Below are 16,619 nucleotides of genomic sequence, written 5' to 3' on the forward strand. Positions count from 1 at the left end.
GCACTCACGCTCAAGAATCGCATATCGCCCCCGCGCTCAAGAATCCGCTTGCTCAACAAACGACCATCGCTCCACAGTCCGTCCATGCCTTCCAGTTGTCGTTTTTGCATGCATCAAGGATTGATAAACCGCTTCTTCCGTCGCCTCGATGGCTGCCTGGAAAAGTTTGTTCATCACTTTGGCATCGTCACGCAACAATGTATAAGTTACTGTATCTTCGTCTGCACCCGAATGTGGAATTGTATAAGCGTTAGAGAAAGCAATGATGATGTCTCCGCTGCCGTTATGGATATGAGAGCCTGTTCTACCGAGGCCGATAGAAGCGCGTTTCGCGAGCCGTTTCAATTGCCGGCTGTCAACCGGCGCATTCGTCGCAACGATGATCATGACGGAGCCGTCGGGTTTTTCGCTTTTCATCTCTGCGGAAGAATTCACTTTGTCAGCAGCCGACTTCAATTGTATTTCATTGCGCACAAGCCACTCATCAATCAAGCATTCTTCCGGACTACCGAAGTTTGTCAATGTTAGGACGCCGACTGTGTATGCATCATCTCCATGGGGAACGACTCTTGAAGAGGAGCCGATCCCGCCTTTCTGGCCGAAGCAGATCATCCCTTTCCCTGCACCGACATCGCCTTGCTCGAACTCGCCTCCGCCTGCATTCCGAATTGCTTCGATGGCATGTTCCGGTCTCACTTTCATTGACCGCATCGCATTTAAATAACTGTCATTACATTCGCCTACTACGATATTTAAAGAGCTTGTAGAATCGCCGATTGCGGTATTTTCCTCAAGCATATGACGCAGCGTCCCTTCGAGCACCGCCCCGACGCTGAATGTATTCGTAAGCATGATGGGGGATTCAATGACACCAAGTTCCTCCACTTGAATGAGTCCCGCTGATTTGCCGAAGCCGTTTAAGACGAAGCTCGCTGCAGGCAGTTTTTGCTCAAAGTAGTTTCCACCGTGCGGCAAAATGGCTGTCACACCTGTGCAAGCACTATCTGTATCGGGCTCTTCATATAAAGTCACATGTCCGACTTCTACACCCGGTACATCCGTAATCGCATTCCACTTTCCTCTTTGCATCGTTCCACACTCCTGTTTAACGTATTGATCAATACTCTGTTTCGCAATTTTATAGGAATGACTATCAAATTCCATACTGATGATTAAAACCCTTTATTTTTGAGTGAAATAAACAATCAAATGGTTGTTTGATTATCCTTGCATTCAGAAAAGGGGAAACATATACTGAATTATAATCAAACGATCATTTGAATGAGGTGTCGAAATGAATGTGAAAGATACATGTGATGTGACTGTTGTGCATGAAGATATAGTCAAAAATGTTCAAAAGGGACTGCCTGACGTTGGCGGCATGGTGCGAATTTTCAAAGCGCTGGCGGACGAAACAAGATTAAAAATCGCTTATTCGCTAACGTTGGAAGAGCAAATGTGCGTCTGCGACGTGGCAGCGGTCATCGGCGCATCAAACGCGACGGCTTCCCATCATTTGCGCTATTTGCGGGAGCATAGTCTTGCGAAGTCTGAGCGTAAAGGGAAGATGGTTTATTACTCCCTTGCGGACGCCCATGTATTTGATCTTGTGAAAATAGCCCATGACCATGCAGCGGAAAGGGAGGATGATTCGGATGGCCGCTAAAACAGAGTACAGACTTGAGAATTTATCTTGTGCAAACTGTGCGATGAAATTTGAAAACAATGTGAGGAGCATCCCGTCAGTAACGGAAGCGAACGTCAATTTCGGCGCGGCGAAGCTCTCTTTTGCAGGAGATGCAACGATGGAGGAGCTTCAGGCGGCAGGTGCATTCGATGGCATTCGAGTTGTGCCGTTGACGAAAAAAGAACCTGATCCGAAAATCCCGTTTTTCCGGAGGAAGGAAAATATCGTCACGTTGCTGTCCCTTATTTTCGTTATAGCGGGTATGTATTTCACCTATCGAAACGTCCCTTATCCAGCTGTCGCGACAGGCTTTTTTGCAGCCGCAATCCTGATCGGCGGAACGGGCATGTTCATTACAGGCATCAAAAACCTTGTAAGGCTTGATTTTGACATGAAGACACTGATGACGATTGCAATTATCGGCGCGGCTATCATCGGAGAGTGGCAGGAAGCGGCGGTTGTCGTATTTTTATTCGCAGTGAGTGAAGCTCTAGAAGCGTACTCGATGAATAAAGCGCGTCAATCGATCCGCCAGCTTATGGATATCGCGCCAGCATCCGCGCTAGTAAAACGAAATGGAAGCGTTATGGAGCTGTCGACGGAAGATATCCGAGTCGGCGACGTCCTGCTCGTGAAGCCGGGACAGAAAATTGCAATGGACGGCATCGTTCTGAGCGGTAAATCGACTGTCAATCAGGCAGCGATTACCGGGGAATCAGTTCCTGTATTGAAGCAGGCAGAGAACGAAGTATTTGCAGGCACGTTGAATGAAGAAGGTGCGCTCGAAGTGGCCGTAACGAAACTCGTCGGGGATACGACCATTGCGAAAATCATCCATCTCGTCGAGGATGCGCAAGCGGAGAAAGCACCGTCCCAAAAGTTCGTCGATCGGTTTGCGAAATATTATACGCCGATCATTATTGGCATTGCGATTTTAGTCGCCATCGTTCCGCCTTTATTCGGGGGAGATTGGCATACATGGATTTACCAAGGACTCGCAGTTCTTGTTGTCGGCTGCCCTTGCGCACTCGTAGTTTCCACCCCCGTTGCCATCGTAACGGCGATCGGGAATGCTGCCCGTCAAGGTGTCCTTATTAAAGGCGGCGTCTTTTTGGAGGAGATGGGCCGCATTCATGCAGTCGCATTCGATAAGACAGGCACATTGACGAAAGGATATCCCGAAGTGACGGATTTTATCGCAGAAGATGGAGAGAAGCAATCTATCCTACAAGCAGTCGCTGCAGTAGAATCGATGTCCCAGCATCCTTTGGCAAGAGCGATTGTCGACTTTGCGAAGGAACAAGGAACAGGCGCGGCCGAAATCCAGAACTTCCAGTCGGTCACCGGAAAAGGGGCTTTTGGGGAAGTGAATGGAACGATCGTCCACGTCGGAAGTATGAAGTGGGCGTCCGAACTTGCGGAACTTCCTGCAGAAATGAAAAAACGCGCGGAAGGCTTGCAAAAGGCCGGGAAATCCGTAATGGCGGTTGTTGTTGATCGTGCGTTCAAAGCGTTAATTGCGGTGACAGATCCATTAAGGGAGGAAAGTGCTGCTGTATTACGTCAATTAAAAGATGTCGGAATCCGGCATACAGTCATGTTGACGGGAGACGATGTAAGGACGGCCGAAGCGATTGCGAAACTAGCAGGCGTGACAGATGTGCGTGCAGGACTCATGCCTGAAGACAAGTTGACGGCTGTTAAAGGATTGATCGGTCAATACGACAGAGTTGCAATGGTCGGCGACGGCATCAACGACGCGCCAGCGCTTGCTGCGTCTTCAATCGGAATTGCGATGGGCGGTGCAGGGACGGACGCTGCTCTCGAAACGGCGGATGTCGCTTTAATGGCGGATGATCTTCGTCAATTGCCATATACAATGAAATTAAGCCGAAAAACGTTGCAGATTATTAAAGAAAATATTATGTTTGCATTAGGCTTAAAAATTGTAGCGCTGCTTTTGATCATCCCAGGATGGTTGACTTTATGGATTGCAATCTTCGCAGATATGGGTGCGACGTTGCTTGTCGTGTTAAATTCATTGAGGTTGATGCGGATCCATAAGTAATGTACGCAGCCCGAACGGGGGAATGAAAATGAAATTGCGAGAATGGACGATGGAAGAACAGGAACAGCTCATCCATTTTTTAACGACGAATACGTGGCCGTTTCATGGAAATGCACATCCGGAACGTGAATTGATAGAAAAAACGATAGAAGATGGCGGATATGAATCGGATGAAGTAAAGACGTTCTGGGTGCAAAACGATGAAGATGTCATCGTAGGTATCGTGAAAATCCATGATTTACAGGATGAAATTCCGTTATTCGATTTGCGGATTGCGGATCGTTATAGAGGATTCGGGTATGGACCAAAAGCGCTCCGCCTCATTACGGAGTTCGTCTTCGGAATGCCGGAGGAAAAAATCCGTTTGGAAGGCCATACGCGACAAGATAATTTAGCGATGCGAAAAACGTTTGAGCGCGCAGGGTTTGTTAAGGAAGCCCAATTGCGCAAAGCATGGTTTTCCCCGAAAGAGAATTCGTATTATGACGCTGTTACGTACGGGATGACAAGGGAAGACTTTTTAGCAGGCACAACAACGCCTGTCATGTGGGAAGATGCAAGCTATGGAGAAAAACCGAAAAAGCGAATTCCAAATGTCCCGACTGAAATCGAGTCGGAGCGGCTTATTATCCGGATGCCTGAAGTGGAGGATGCTCTTGACGTGTGGAATGCAATCCGTAATTCACAGCCTGCCTTAAAGGAATGGATGCCATTTGCGCAAAAGGCACCGGAACTTCATACGACGGAAGAAAATTTGCGACAGGCGATTGCGGATTTCATTACGCGGAAGGACTTGCGGCTGCATATGTTTTCAAAAGAAACCGGCGAGTTTGTTGGTTCGACTGGACTTCACCGCATTGACTGGGCAGTTCCGAAGTTTGAAATCGGTTATTGGCTCGACACGAAATTTGAAGGGCGAGGGCTTATGACGGAAGCTGTTGAGCGTTTGACTGTTTTTGCATTTGACGAGCTGGGCGCCCGAAGAGTGGAAATAAGATGTGATGAGGAAAATGTAAAAAGCCGTTCTGTCGCTGAACGGGCAGGATTTGAGCTTGAAGGGACGTTAAAATGCGATTCCCTTTCAGTGGATGGAAAGCAATTACGAAATACGTGCATATATGCGAAAATAAAATAAGAAAGGGTGCCCACGATAGGCACCCTTTCTTTAAACTGATCGTCTGCCGGTCAACAGCTGGATGACGAATATAATTCCTGCGATGACTAATAGTAGGTGGATAAGTCCGCCTCCAACCTTCATGACAAATCCAAGCAGCCAGAAGGCAATTAATGCTACGATAATAATCCAAAGTATTTTACCCATTATTTTCACTCCTTCGAAGTGGTATAGTGAATTTACCCGTAAGTTGTAAAATGTAAACTGCCTTGCATGCATGATTCATGATCAATTGGGCAGGGAATGTACATACTGGAGGTGGAACGATTGGCAACGCCAAGTATGGAAGATTATATCGAACAAATTTATTTACAACTTGAGGCGAGGGGAGAGGCCCGTGTCTCCGATGTGGCAGAAGCGCTTTCGGTATTACCTTCCTCTGTTACGAAAATGGCACAGCGGCTTGACCGTGAAGGGTATGTCGTTTATGAGCGATATAGAGGGCTGGAACTGACGGAAAAAGGTTTGGCGTTCGGAAAGAAGCTCGTCAGAAGACATGATCTTCTTGAACAGTTTCTTAGGATCATCGGTGTGGAAGAGAAGAACATCTATCAAGATGTTGAAGGGATTGAGCACCACTTAAGCTGGAATGCGATGGACCGGATTACGGATCTCGTGGAAGCGATGAGTGAGGACGAGGATTTCGTACGAAAATTGAAAGAACGGCAAAGCTTCTAAATGGAAGAGGGATTAGATGAAATGACAGAACACAAACCAGGGTATATTGCCCAACTGACCGTAATTGGCCAAGAAGGATCCAGATGGATTTTGGATGGCGGCGAACAAGAACAAAGGATTATGATCAATGCATCGGAATTCGATTCCCCGATCAAAGAGGGAGACGACGTTGAAGTTTTCCTTTACATGAACAGGAGAGGCGAACTAACAGCGACTGCAAATATTCCGAAGATGACGTGCGAATCATTCGGGTGGGGGAGAGTCATCCGGATCGATGAAAAGGAAGGCGCTTTTGTAGATATCGGTTCCTCATTTGAAGTACTTGTGAATAAAGCGGACTTGCCAAGAGTAAAAGCGTTATGGCCGAAGACGGACGATGAGCTGTTCATGACATTGCGCACCGATCTTGGCGGCAATATTTTCGGGCGTCTTGCGACAGAGGAGAGAGTGCTGGAATTGATTGCAGATGCACCTGAAACGACTTTCAATAAAAACTTGAAAGCGCGGGCATACCGTCTTTTGCCGGTAGGTTCCTTCTTTTTAAGCATTCCCGAAACATACCGTATTTTTGTCCATCATACAGAGCGATTGCAGGAGCCGCGTTTAGGAGAAGAAGTGGACGTCCGGATTATTGATGTGCGTGAAGATGGCACGTTGAACGGCTCGTTGCTTCCGAGGAAGGAAGAGCGTCTCGGTGATGATGCAGAAACTGTATACCGATATTTGACGGAAGTCGGCGGAAAGATGCCGTTTTCCGATAAGTCGACTCCGGATGAAATAAGTGAGATGTTCGGCATGAGTAAAGGCGCGTTCAAACGGGCGCTCGGCAAGTTGATGAAGGAAGGGAAAATCACGCAAAGTGAAGGCTGGACAACCTTGAAATAAAAGCTGGAACCTTTTTCAATTGCGCAACGTACTACTTCATAGTACTGGAGGGGAATACTTATGAAGAAATTATTGATGGCAGCGAGCGCATTGCTGCTTGTCGTTGGTGGAATGCTGCCGATGAATGCAAAAGCCGATACGGCCATTGATGAAAAATTAGGTGTGCCCATTGTCGTGTTAGGGGCAAACTTGACGGACGCGGAAAAAGAAAGTGTTAAAAAGAGCTTGAACGTTGAAGAGAATGCGGAAGTCGACGAAATTACGGTCGACGGAAATGATCTTGTGAAATATATTAAAGATGGAAATAGCCAGGCAAGAATGTATTCATCCGCTAAAATTACAAGGCAGGATGAAGGAAAAGGCCTCGTCATCAAAATTGTAACACCTGACAATATTACGCAAGTGACGAACGAAATGTATGCAACAGCGATGCTAACTGCAGGAATTGAGGATGCAATTGTTGAAGTTGCCGCTCCAAAGCCGGTGACAGGACATTCCGCATTAGTCGGGATTTATAAGGCGTATGAAGTATCCGGTGAAACACTCGATACCGAGCGGACGGATGTTGCGAATGACGAGTTGAATTTGGCGACGAAGTTTGCGAAGGATTCGGGCATCGATCAAGACAAAGTGGCAGAGCTTCTAACGGAAATTAAGAAGGCGATCGCTGATAACAAGCCAGCGACGAAGGAAGAAGTCGAGAAAATTGTAAATGATCAATTGTCGAAGCTGAATATCGAGCTGAACGAGGCCGACCGGCAAATGCTGATTGACTTAATGGACCGCATCCGGAACTTGGACATCGATTTTGGTAAATTGTCCGAGCAATTATCCGATATGGCGGCGACGATAAAAGAGAAGTTCGGCGAAATCGACCCGGGCTTTTGGGATAAAGTGAAACAGTTCTTTGAAGATCTTTTTGAATCGATCAAGTCTTGGTTCAAGTGATACATGCATGCAATATGATAGAATATTGTAAAAGGAGAGGATCACATGGAATTTGAATTTGTAGAGCTTGGCGGAGATGCCTTCGCATTCCGTAACGAAAAGGACGGGAAGATGCAAGCTGAAATCACATGGACGCTTCTCGGGGATGTCATGGTCATGGATCACACGTATGTGTCCGAAGAATTACGCGGCGGAGGCGTGGCGAAGCAACTGCTTGACCGCGCTGCAGATTACGCCCGTGAAAAAGGTTATAAAATGGAAGCCGTATGCTCCTTCGTCGTCTCGGCATTCGAGCGACTTAAGGATTACGACGATGTAAAGGCATAATCCCAAACCGAAGTCTAGACGATGAAAACAAAAAAAGGCAATCCTTCGATCATCAAAGGGTTGCCTTTTATTTATAATACCAATGAATTAAAGTCCCCATGCCATTGTAACGAAATAGACGATGCCAGTTAGGACAGATGCGCCTGCGACGGTGTAAAGCATGTCCGTCGAGGTGAACATTAGTTTTTTCCCCATATTTCATGCTCTCCTTTCGCTCCCTGTTGTAAATCCTTCATAGGAACATAGTACCCGAAATTAGTAATTCCAAAACTTCCCTTGTGAAAAGAATATAAGTGATATGAAACTTATTGTTTTATCTCTCGTATACTTGTTATGATTAAAAAAACTAGTAGAAGGAAAGGGTGCTTTACTTGAATCGTACAGCAGAAAAGGTATTATCAATCATTGCAGTCATAATGACTACAATTGGAGTAGTTTTTGGATTTTTAGGGATGGCGTTAATTAACTTAATGAAAAATGATCCGACATTCAAGCAGGAGTTCGAAATGGAAATGATGGCTGACCCAGCAATGACACAAGCTGATATGGACGCTATTTATTCAGTGTTTAGCGTCATGGGGGGGTTCATATGGCTAATCATCATCGGAATGATTATCAGTGTCGTATTGAATATTGTTGGGATCGTTAACATCTGGAAAAATAAAAATGCTAAGCTTGCAGGAATTATGTTCATTATCGCGGGTGTTCTTGGCGGGATTGTTTCGCTGCCTTCCATCTTGCTATATGTCGCAGCAATCCTTTGCTTTACGAAAAAGCCTACATTGCTGGATGATGTGCAACACGGAGATCAGTCGTATGACGGCGATGGAATGAGACCATTGTAAATATAAAAAGACGCTTTCCCACATCGGGAAAGCGTCTTTCGTTCTTATACGAGCACGGGCTCATGAATATAGTAAACATACTGAGCTGTTTCAACGGGATATCCTTCGAAATACTCCTCGAAGACTTCCAGCAATTCAAATCCTTGTTTTTCATAAAATGCACGACCGGCAGTATTTCGGCTATCTACGTAAACGAAAAGCTGTTTGGCGTTGCCAAGCATGTTGAGTGTTGAATCGAAAAGTTTTTTGCCATAGCCTGTATGTTGATAGGCTGGTAGGATATACATGGCAGTCAATTCTGAATCACCATCTTCGTCTTCCCTCGTAAAGTTGAGAAAACCTATCGGAGTCCCTTTATCACATTCAGCGACTAGCACATGTGTTTTTTCCATCCGTTTCATCATCATGGCATCGGAATAGTTGCTATTGAGAAATGCCGTCTGAATGTTTTCAGGAATGATCCCCGCATATGTATCATTCCACGTAATGTGGGCGATTTGTTGTATATAACTAATGTCTTCGGTAGTCATCGGTCTGATCATGACGAGTCACCTCCGCAATCCTTTTCGTTATCATAACAAAAATAAGGTCAATAAACTATGCTTGTAATCATAATGAAATATAAAAAAGTAAATTATCTAAAAAGTGAATATAATTAGTGAGGAATCAACTGAATTATTTGAAATGCAATTAGCTATGTGAGATGCTACTATCGAGGAAGATGCCCTGAATATCGAAATTGATTTCAGCTGCCTGAGAGTTTTCAAAATCGAGATAAGGGTATACTGCAAGTATAATACGATTTTTATAATAATGGAGGAATGATATTATGGCACGTAAAGGCGGAAATGGATTGCTTCTTGCTACGTTGGCAGCAGGTGCATACGCATATTTTAGTAAAAAGGAAAACCGGGACAAAGCTATGGTCGCGGTAAATAATATGAAAACAAAAGTTGATTCCTTTATACAATCGCAAAAATTGAACCGTTCCGATGATACGAAAGCCGGTCATTCGGATCCATACGATTTGCAAGATAATAAAATGGTGAGTGAAGGTGCACAAACAAGTGTCCATTACTATAACCAAGAAGTGGAAGATAAGTCCAAGGAGTCAGAAGTGGACGGTCTATACCATAAAAAAGAAGATCCAAGCCAAGCTCCACAAAACCAATAATAAAGTGAAACTTCACTCAGGGGGATCCTCCACTGAGTGTTAGTTGAACCAATCGTGCATTTTCTGGCAGTTGAACTCCCGCTAAAGTGGGAGTTTTACCGCCAGTTAATGCGGGACAAACTCGCTTCCGTTACGGAGGCGTTTTTTCTTTATTAGGATAAAATAGGATTGAAGCGAAAGGCGGAGACTCCCGCGGAAAGCACCTGCCTGTAGCGGAAATCCATTTAAATACTTACAAATAACGAACATTGATTGTAATTGCACAGTGAATTGATGTATACTTTTCAGTAGTTTGAAATAGTGAAGGTGAATTTATTGAAAAAGAAAATTGGTTTATTCACGATATTGATAACCGCTGCCGTTTTCTTGAGTGGTTGTTCCGGAGTCCAAAATAAAGAAGGAACGTTCTATAATATTTTCGTAAAGCCAATGGAATGGCTTCTTCATTATCTTGGTGAGACATTCAATGGGAGCTATGGGTTGGCAATCATTGTCATTACCGTTGCGATCCGTCTTGTGTTAATGCCGCTTATGTTGAAAAACTATAAGTCGCAGCAGGAAATGAAAGTAAAAATGGATGCTCTCCGTCCTGAAATGGAAGATATCCAAAAGCGTCTGAAAGCAGCGAAAGAAAAGGAAGATAAAGAAGAACAGATGAAACTTCAACAGGAAATGATGGGCTTGTATTCCAAGCACGGCGTCAATCCGTTGAACATGGGCTGTCTTCCGTTGATCATCCAAATGCCGATTATCATGGGTCTTTACTTTGCAATTCTTTACGCGCCGCCAGAAGTAAAGGAACATCAATTCCTATGGTTCAATTTGGGCGAGCCGGATAAAATTATGATGCTAGTTGCAGGTGCGGTCTATTTCGTCCAAGCCCGAGTGTCATTGTGGACGATGCCAGAGCAGCAAAAGCAACAGATGAAGCTGTTCATTTATATGTCACCGATTATGATCATGTTCATTTCATTCACAGTGATGGCGGCACTTCCGCTCTACTGGGCGGTCGGTGGGCTATTGCTTATATTCCAAACGTATTTGGGCCGGAAGTTTTATTATAAGGAAGTACAACCGGTCCCTGCTACGGATACGGAGAAAAAGAAAGATTGAACAAAGGCATACGAGAGGCTGGAGAGCAATCTCCGGCCTTTTTTGGAGGGATTTAACATGACGCAAAAGAAAGTGGGCATTGTCGCAATAGTTTTGTTAGGAATTGTGACTTTGTTTTTCGTCGTCAGAGGGAAATTAGATTTTGCGATTCTAACGATGATGGCTCTTTTTACGTTGACAAACGCATCGAGAGCAAAGTCGTTTAAGGAACAAGGATATGATAGAGAGTCCAAGTGGATGCGCTACCTATCCATCCTCTTCGCTATTGCATTCGTTGTCGTGTTATTACTCATTATTTTGTAAAAAAATAGACCCCCTTATGAAGGGGGACGTGTATATCAATAAGCTAATCGTTTACGAGTTACAAGTACAATAATGATAGCGGGTATTGAGCAGACGGTCATTCCTAAAAAAGCGGTTCCCGGTGAGATCTCATATAGATATCCGGCTGGGAACGTCAGGATCGCCGTGCTCAAACTCATTGCGAATGCGGCGTAAACCCCTTGCGCCGCAGCAATCTGCGAATTTGGAAGTTTTTTTGAAATATATTGGATGAATGCATAATGGGCAATGCCGAAAGATGCGGCATGCAAAACTTGCGTCGCGATAAAAACGATGGCGGTCGGGAAGAGAAAGACGAGCACCCATCGCAAAGTAGATCCGATTGCTGCAATCAGGAACATCGTTGAGATTCGAACGTCAGATAACAAGCGATCCGCTTTTGTGAAAAAAAGAATTTCAAATAAAATGGCGACATTCAAAATAATGCCGATATAAAACCCGTTGACATCCAAGTCATCGAGGAACAGGAAGCCGTAATTATAGTAAGATGCATGGGCGCCTTGCAAGAGGATAGCGAGTACCATGACGACTTGAAAGCCTTTTGTTGCAAATAACGTCTTCAATCCTATTTTTTGATTGCGAGAATCCTTTCGAACGGGCATGCTCTGTAAGGCGGCAGGCGCTGGACGGGAGTAGAAGATGGCTGCAAATGCGAGCCCGGCGATCATCATATATAGAATCGCTTTCTCAGTCCACAACGCTGTAGCGGCGCCGACGAGCAACAGTGCGATTGTATACCCGATCGAGCCGAACGAACGGCTTTTGCCATAATGGACATGCTCCTTTTGCATAAGGACGGACGCCCCGCTTTCGACAGCCGGCAAAATAATCGGATAAACGGCGCTGAACAAAACTGTAATAATAAATAATGCTATGAACGGCGAGTTGGGAATGTAGAGAATGGCAAGGAGCAATGACAATACAGTCATCCACTTCATGACACGTACATACGACATCCTTTCCGTCAAATACGGAAAGACGAGGAACGTTGAAAACGAACGGGCAATCATTCCGGCACCCATGACGATGCTTGCATCCTTTACAGTCAATCCTTTTTCAATCGTCAACCAGCCTGTCCAATAGGGAAGAAAAATGCCCCATGTAAAGAAAAACGTTAAAAAGCTTATCGAAAGCCACCGTTGATTATTCATAGATTACTCCTCGCGATCATTCATTTACACTTTAGCAAATAAATGATAGCATACACGGATTGGAAAGAACATCGTCATATGGCGATTTACTCATATTTGAAATAAGAGATACCTAGAATAGAAGGAAGGCCAACTAAGATGAATCAGAAACGAAAGTATAAAAGTCGGAAGAAATCCAACAAGACATTGACAATAACACTGCTTCTGACTGGCTTGATCATGACTGCAATTGTTGTGTGGATCGGTATGAACGGTTGGGATGTAAATAAAACATTGAGACAAGCCGGCGTCGGCGAAAAGCAAGCGCCACCTGTTGAAGAGCAAGTAATAGAGGAAGACACAAGCGAACCGGAAACGAATGAGGAAGTGGTTGAAGTGCCGGAAGAGGAAACACCGGTAGTCGAGGAGAAGCCTGTTGAAGAAGAAGAACTGCCTGCGGAAAAAGAAGAGACGGAAACAAAGGAGCAGGAGAAAAATGTGACTCCTGCAAAACCCGCTCCGAAAAAAGAAGAGAAGCCGAAAGTGACGAATCCGCCGGCAACCCCGAACAAAAGTGGCTATGTCGACGGTCAAAAGCTGCCTGCTGAACCGACAGTCATTGACGGGATCCTCATCGCGAATAAAAAACATCCTTTGCCGAGCACGTACGCACCTGGTGAAAGCAAAGAAGCCCGGGCTGCATTCGACGAGATGGCGGCTGAGGCTAAATTGTCAGGCATCAACTTGACGGCGTTCAGTACATATCGTTCGTTTGAGTACCAAACGTCGCTCTACGACCGGTACGTAAGCAAGGATGGTGTGGAGAAAGCGGACCGCTATAGTGCACGACCGGGCTATTCCGAGCACCAAACAGGTCTCGCGTTTGATATTGGAGAAGTGAATTACGAAAAGTATTGGGCTTCCAATAAATTTGCAGAAACGGAAGCTGGGAAATGGGTAGCGGCAAATGCGTACCGCTATGGTTTTATCCTCCGTTACCCGGAAGGCAAAGAGCACATTACAGGGTATATGCATGAATCGTGGCATTTCCGTTATGTCGGCAAAAGTCTCGCCGAAGAAATCTTTAAACGCAATATAACGTTAGAAGAATATCTTGGTTTATAATGAAAAAATCCTCCTCCATCCTATTACAGATGGAGGAGGATTTTTCTTTGTTTCGTTACAAAATAGGTGATAGTAATCGCGAAACGGATTCTTTAATTTTGATCCAACGTGTCCGATTCATATACATTTCATATGTCAGCTCTGTTGATAATTGCATATCCTGCTCGAATAGTTCGGCAAGTTCGTGGGACTTTTCGCGGTCATAAATAAATGCATTAATTTCAAAATTGAGCTTGAAGCTCCGTACGTCGATATTTGCAGTTCCGACGGTGGACAACTCGTCATCAACAACAATCTGCTTAGAATGAATGAATCCATTTTCGTAAATATACACCTTTGCGCCCGCTCTTAATAGCTTTCCGACGTTGGAATACGTCGCCCAGTAGACAAACATATGGTCAGGCTTATTCGGGATCATAATGCGCACATCGACTCCCGATAGACACGCAATCCGCAGAGCGTCAAGGAAGCTGACATCCGGGATGAAGTACGGCGTCTGGATATAAATATACTCCTTCGCCAGAAAAATCATTTTCAAATAGCCATCTTTAATCTGCTCCCACTCTGCGTCGGGACCGCTCGATACGATTTGCAGTCCTACCGATCCCTTTCGCGGAATTGCGGGGAAGTAGCGCTCGGCGTATTCGATATCTTCCATCTCGGCTGCTTGGTTCCAGTCAAGGATGAACCTTGTTTGTAGAGGGTGGATTGCGCTTCCTTCGATGCGAAGATGCGTATCGCGCCAATAGCCGAATCGTTTATTCAGCCCTAAATACTCATCACCGACATTGAAGCCGCCGACATACCCGACGCGCCCGTCAATGACAACGATTTTCCGGTGATTCCGGTAGTTAAGCCGAGGATTGATGAGTGGAAGGAGGGCAGGAAAGAACGCGGCCACTTCGCCTCCGCAATCGATCAACTCCTTTAAATGGTTGACGCGGAGTCCACGTGAACCGATATCGTCAAACAAGACGCGCACTTTGACGCCTTGCTTCGCCTTTTTGATCAAGACTTCCAATATCCGCTTCCCTAATGAGTCCAATCGTAAAATATAATATTGAAAATGGATATGGTCTTTCGCATTTTCAAGATCTTTCAGCAGGGCATCGAATTTTGCAACCCCGTCATTAAAAACCTGAACGTCATTATCTTGCGTTAAAACGGCGTGGTTATTGCGAAGATGTAGGTAAATCTTATCTTTGTAATGTGCGGTGTCATCCAGTCTGAAATCGAATGTCCCTTCTTCGATCGATTCGATTTGGTAATCGATCAATGTTTCAATTCCGATTCGGTTTTTTCCTTCCCATCTGAATAAATGCTTTTTCCGCAGCTTTCTTCCGAATAATAAATAGATGATAAAGCCGAATAATGGTACGAAGAAGAGGACGAGAATCCACGCCCACGTTGCGGTAGGATCTCTTCGTTCAAGGAAAATCAGCGCAATCGCAAGGAAGATGTTCAATATGAAAATGGATGTTACCGTAATCGTGATTAAACCGGCCATATAAGCCCTCCTTTAGTGACTGCTCATTATTAGTATACCGAAAACCAACCGAAAAAGAAGGGAATAACAACCACAAGTGGATACTATTGTAGTTTACACTCCACTTGTTGGAGAAGATTATAAGAAAGAGAGTTAATCCTACTTGACTGATATGATTTAAGGGTATATAGTCTATTATAGTTTTTTATTTATTCCTGAAGGGGGAAAAGAAGTGAATACAGTTTTATTACTTATAAATATAGTAGCGCTCTTGCTTTTAATAGGACTTCTATATACTATGCATCGGAAAAACGTTTCGTTTTCCAAAAGGGTTTTTACTGGGTTAGGACTTGGAATCCTATTCGGTTTCATCTTGAACATTGCTTACGGAGCCGACTCGGAAATACTGGCGAAATCGGTAAGCTGGTTTAACATTGTAGGGACAGGCTACGTTAAGCTGCTTCAAATGATTGTCGTTCCACTCGTTTTCATATCGATTCTTGGCGCATTCACGAAAGTGACAATCGGCAAGAACTTCGGAAAGATGGCGGGAATGATTTTAGGGATTCTCGTTGGGACAACTGCAATTGCTGCGGCGATCGGTATTTCAGCATCACTGTTGTTTGGCCTGGACGCTTCAGAAATTGTCCATGGCGATGCGGAAATTGAGCGCGGTGTCTCCATGGAAGAGCGTTCTGCGGAAATGGCTGGAAAAGCATTGCCGGATCAAATTCTCGACCTATTGCCAGCAAATCCGTTCCTAGACTTTACTGGCGCACGTCCGACATCAACGATTGGTGTCGTTATCTTCGCGGCGTTTCTTGGATTTGCCTATTTGGCATTAACGAGACGGGATGAAGAAAATGCAAGCCTAGTGAAGAAAGGGATTGACGCTCTTTATTCATTGATCATGGGTGTTGTACGGATTGTGTTGCGTTTGACGCCTTACGGAATTTTGGCGATCATCGCAAGGACTGTTGCAACGTCTGACTTTGCGGCAATTTATAGCTTAGGGAAATTTGTCCTTGCTTCGTATGCCGCTTTAATTGTCATGTATCTCATCCATTTGATCATCATTACGATTTCTGGACTGAATCCGATTACTTACGTCAAGAAGACAGCAGAAACGCTGCTGTTCGCTTTCTCGTCAAGATCGAGTGCGGGTACTTTACCACTTAACATCAAAACACAAACCGATCGTCTCGGTGTTCCAGATGGGGTTGCAAACTTTGCAGGCTCTTTCGGATTGTCGATCGGACAAAACGGTTGTGCTGGCGTGTATCCAGCGATGCTTGCTGTCATGATTGCACCGACTGTCGGCCAAAATCCATTGGAACCGACATTCCTGCTTACGTTGATTGCGATTGTGGCGATTAGTTCATTCGGAGTTGCTGGAGTCGGCGGGGGAGCTACATTCGCGGCAATACTTGTACTGTCTGCCTTGAATCTCCCGGTTGCATTGGCAGGTTTGTTGATTTCGGTAGAGCCGCTTATCGATATGGGCCGGACGGCATTAAACGTAAGTGGTTCGATGACTGCAGGTGTAGCCACTGCACGTATTAATGGCGAGTTGGATAAGGAAGTCTTTAACGGTCCAATTGAGCAACAATCAATTGAAGCATAATAGTAAAATGCCG

General features: G+C 45.0%; 18 protein-coding genes. 13 read left to right on the forward strand and 5 right to left on the reverse strand.

What is annotated here, in order from left to right; genetic code table 11:
* Positions 1-36 precede the first annotated feature (36 nt).
* Positions 37-1,089, reverse strand: a complete 1,053-nt coding sequence (locus ACR65H_RS05505) for a P1 family peptidase (RefSeq protein ID WP_440499155.1) — start codon at positions 1,087-1,089, stop codon at positions 37-39.
* A gap of 205 nt (positions 1,090-1,294) precedes the next feature.
* On the opposite strand from ACR65H_RS05505, the gene ACR65H_RS05510 reads away from it, so the two are divergent.
* The 3 genes from ACR65H_RS05510 to ACR65H_RS05520 are packed head-to-tail and all read left to right on the forward strand — an operon-like array spanning position 1,295 to position 4,890.
* Positions 1,295-1,666, forward strand: a complete 372-nt coding sequence (locus ACR65H_RS05510) for an ArsR/SmtB family transcription factor (RefSeq protein ID WP_440499156.1) — start codon at positions 1,295-1,297, stop codon at positions 1,664-1,666.
* Positions 1,647-3,755 (forward strand): heavy metal translocating P-type ATPase, encoded by a 2,109-nt coding sequence (locus ACR65H_RS05515; RefSeq protein WP_440499157.1) that lies wholly within the window; start codon positions 1,647-1,649, stop codon positions 3,753-3,755. The genes ACR65H_RS05510 and ACR65H_RS05515 overlap by 20 nt, the downstream gene beginning before the upstream one ends.
* Positions 3,756-3,783: 28 nt before the next feature.
* On the forward strand, positions 3,784-4,890 hold the full coding sequence (locus ACR65H_RS05520) for a GNAT family N-acetyltransferase (RefSeq protein ID WP_440499158.1): 1,107 nt from the start codon (positions 3,784-3,786) through the stop codon (positions 4,888-4,890).
* A gap of 30 nt (positions 4,891-4,920) precedes the next feature.
* On the opposite strand, the gene ACR65H_RS05525 is transcribed toward ACR65H_RS05520, so the two are convergent.
* Positions 4,921-5,076, reverse strand: coding sequence for a lmo0937 family membrane protein (locus ACR65H_RS05525; RefSeq protein WP_153009923.1), 156 nt, complete (start codon positions 5,074-5,076; stop codon positions 4,921-4,923).
* 120 nt (positions 5,077-5,196) lie between these two features.
* On the opposite strand from ACR65H_RS05525, the gene mntR reads away from it, so the two are divergent.
* The 5 genes from mntR (at position 5,197) to ACR65H_RS05550 (ending at position 8,612) form a co-directional block, all read left to right on the forward strand.
* The gene (mntR, locus tag ACR65H_RS05530; RefSeq protein WP_440499159.1) at positions 5,197-5,607 is read left to right on the forward strand and encodes a transcriptional regulator MntR; all 411 of its coding nucleotides are present in this window, start codon (positions 5,197-5,199) and stop codon (positions 5,605-5,607) included.
* Positions 5,608-5,628: 21 nt separating this feature from the next.
* Positions 5,629-6,492: a CvfB family protein gene (locus tag ACR65H_RS05535; RefSeq protein WP_440499160.1), complete on the forward strand. Its 864-nt coding sequence runs from the start codon at positions 5,629-5,631 to the stop codon at positions 6,490-6,492.
* Positions 6,493-6,552: 60 nt separating this feature from the next.
* Positions 6,553-7,440: a DUF1002 domain-containing protein gene (locus tag ACR65H_RS05540; RefSeq protein ID WP_440499161.1), complete on the forward strand. Its 888-nt coding sequence runs from the start codon at positions 6,553-6,555 to the stop codon at positions 7,438-7,440.
* A 45-nt stretch (positions 7,441-7,485) separates the two neighbouring features.
* Positions 7,486-7,767: a GNAT family N-acetyltransferase gene (locus tag ACR65H_RS05545; protein WP_440499162.1), complete on the forward strand. Its 282-nt coding sequence runs from the start codon at positions 7,486-7,488 to the stop codon at positions 7,765-7,767.
* Between the two features lie 371 nt (positions 7,768-8,138).
* Positions 8,139-8,612 carry a DUF4064 domain-containing protein gene (locus ACR65H_RS05550; RefSeq protein ID WP_440499163.1) on the forward strand — a complete coding sequence of 158 codons (474 nt, stop codon included), beginning with the start codon at positions 8,139-8,141 and terminating at the stop codon, positions 8,610-8,612.
* Between the two features lie 44 nt (positions 8,613-8,656).
* Here ACR65H_RS05550 and ACR65H_RS05555 read toward each other — a convergent pair whose 3' ends face one another.
* Positions 8,657-9,154 carry a GNAT family N-acetyltransferase gene (locus ACR65H_RS05555; protein WP_440499164.1) on the reverse strand — a complete coding sequence of 166 codons (498 nt, stop codon included), beginning with the start codon at positions 9,152-9,154 and terminating at the stop codon, positions 8,657-8,659.
* Between the two features lie 287 nt (positions 9,155-9,441).
* Between ACR65H_RS05555 and ACR65H_RS05560 the strand changes: the two genes are divergently transcribed.
* From ACR65H_RS05560 to ACR65H_RS05570, 3 genes are all read left to right on the forward strand, one after another.
* Positions 9,442-9,786 carry a YbyB family protein gene (locus ACR65H_RS05560; RefSeq protein WP_440499165.1) on the forward strand — a complete coding sequence of 115 codons (345 nt, stop codon included), beginning with the start codon at positions 9,442-9,444 and terminating at the stop codon, positions 9,784-9,786.
* 315 nt (positions 9,787-10,101) lie between these two features.
* On the forward strand, positions 10,102-10,899 hold the full coding sequence (gene yidC, locus ACR65H_RS05565) for a membrane protein insertase YidC (RefSeq protein WP_440499166.1): 798 nt from the start codon (positions 10,102-10,104) through the stop codon (positions 10,897-10,899).
* A gap of 57 nt (positions 10,900-10,956) precedes the next feature.
* Positions 10,957-11,202: a hypothetical protein gene (locus ACR65H_RS05570; protein ID WP_440499167.1), complete on the forward strand. Its 246-nt coding sequence runs from the start codon at positions 10,957-10,959 to the stop codon at positions 11,200-11,202.
* 35 nt (positions 11,203-11,237) lie between these two features.
* On the opposite strand, the gene ACR65H_RS05575 is transcribed toward ACR65H_RS05570, so the two are convergent.
* On the reverse strand, positions 11,238-12,392 hold the full coding sequence (locus ACR65H_RS05575; protein ID WP_440499168.1) for an MFS transporter: 1,155 nt from the start codon (positions 12,390-12,392) through the stop codon (positions 11,238-11,240).
* 138 nt (positions 12,393-12,530) lie between these two features.
* Here ACR65H_RS05575 and ACR65H_RS05580 point away from each other — a divergent pair, with 138 nt between their 5' ends.
* The gene (locus ACR65H_RS05580) at positions 12,531-13,496 is read left to right on the forward strand and encodes a M15 family metallopeptidase (RefSeq protein WP_440499169.1); all 966 of its coding nucleotides are present in this window, start codon (positions 12,531-12,533) and stop codon (positions 13,494-13,496) included.
* A gap of 55 nt (positions 13,497-13,551) precedes the next feature.
* On the opposite strand, the gene cls is transcribed toward ACR65H_RS05580, so the two are convergent.
* Positions 13,552-15,003 carry a cardiolipin synthase gene (gene cls / locus ACR65H_RS05585; RefSeq protein WP_440499170.1) on the reverse strand — a complete coding sequence of 484 codons (1,452 nt, stop codon included), beginning with the start codon at positions 15,001-15,003 and terminating at the stop codon, positions 13,552-13,554.
* A 277-nt stretch (positions 15,004-15,280) separates the two neighbouring features.
* On the opposite strand from cls, the gene ACR65H_RS05590 reads away from it, so the two are divergent.
* Entirely contained in the window at positions 15,281-16,606 is a 1,326-nt protein-coding gene (locus ACR65H_RS05590; protein ID WP_440499219.1) for an L-cystine transporter, read from the forward strand.
* Positions 16,607-16,619: the final 13 nt, after the last annotated feature.

Source organism: Sporosarcina sp. SAFN-015 (assembly GCF_059415085.1).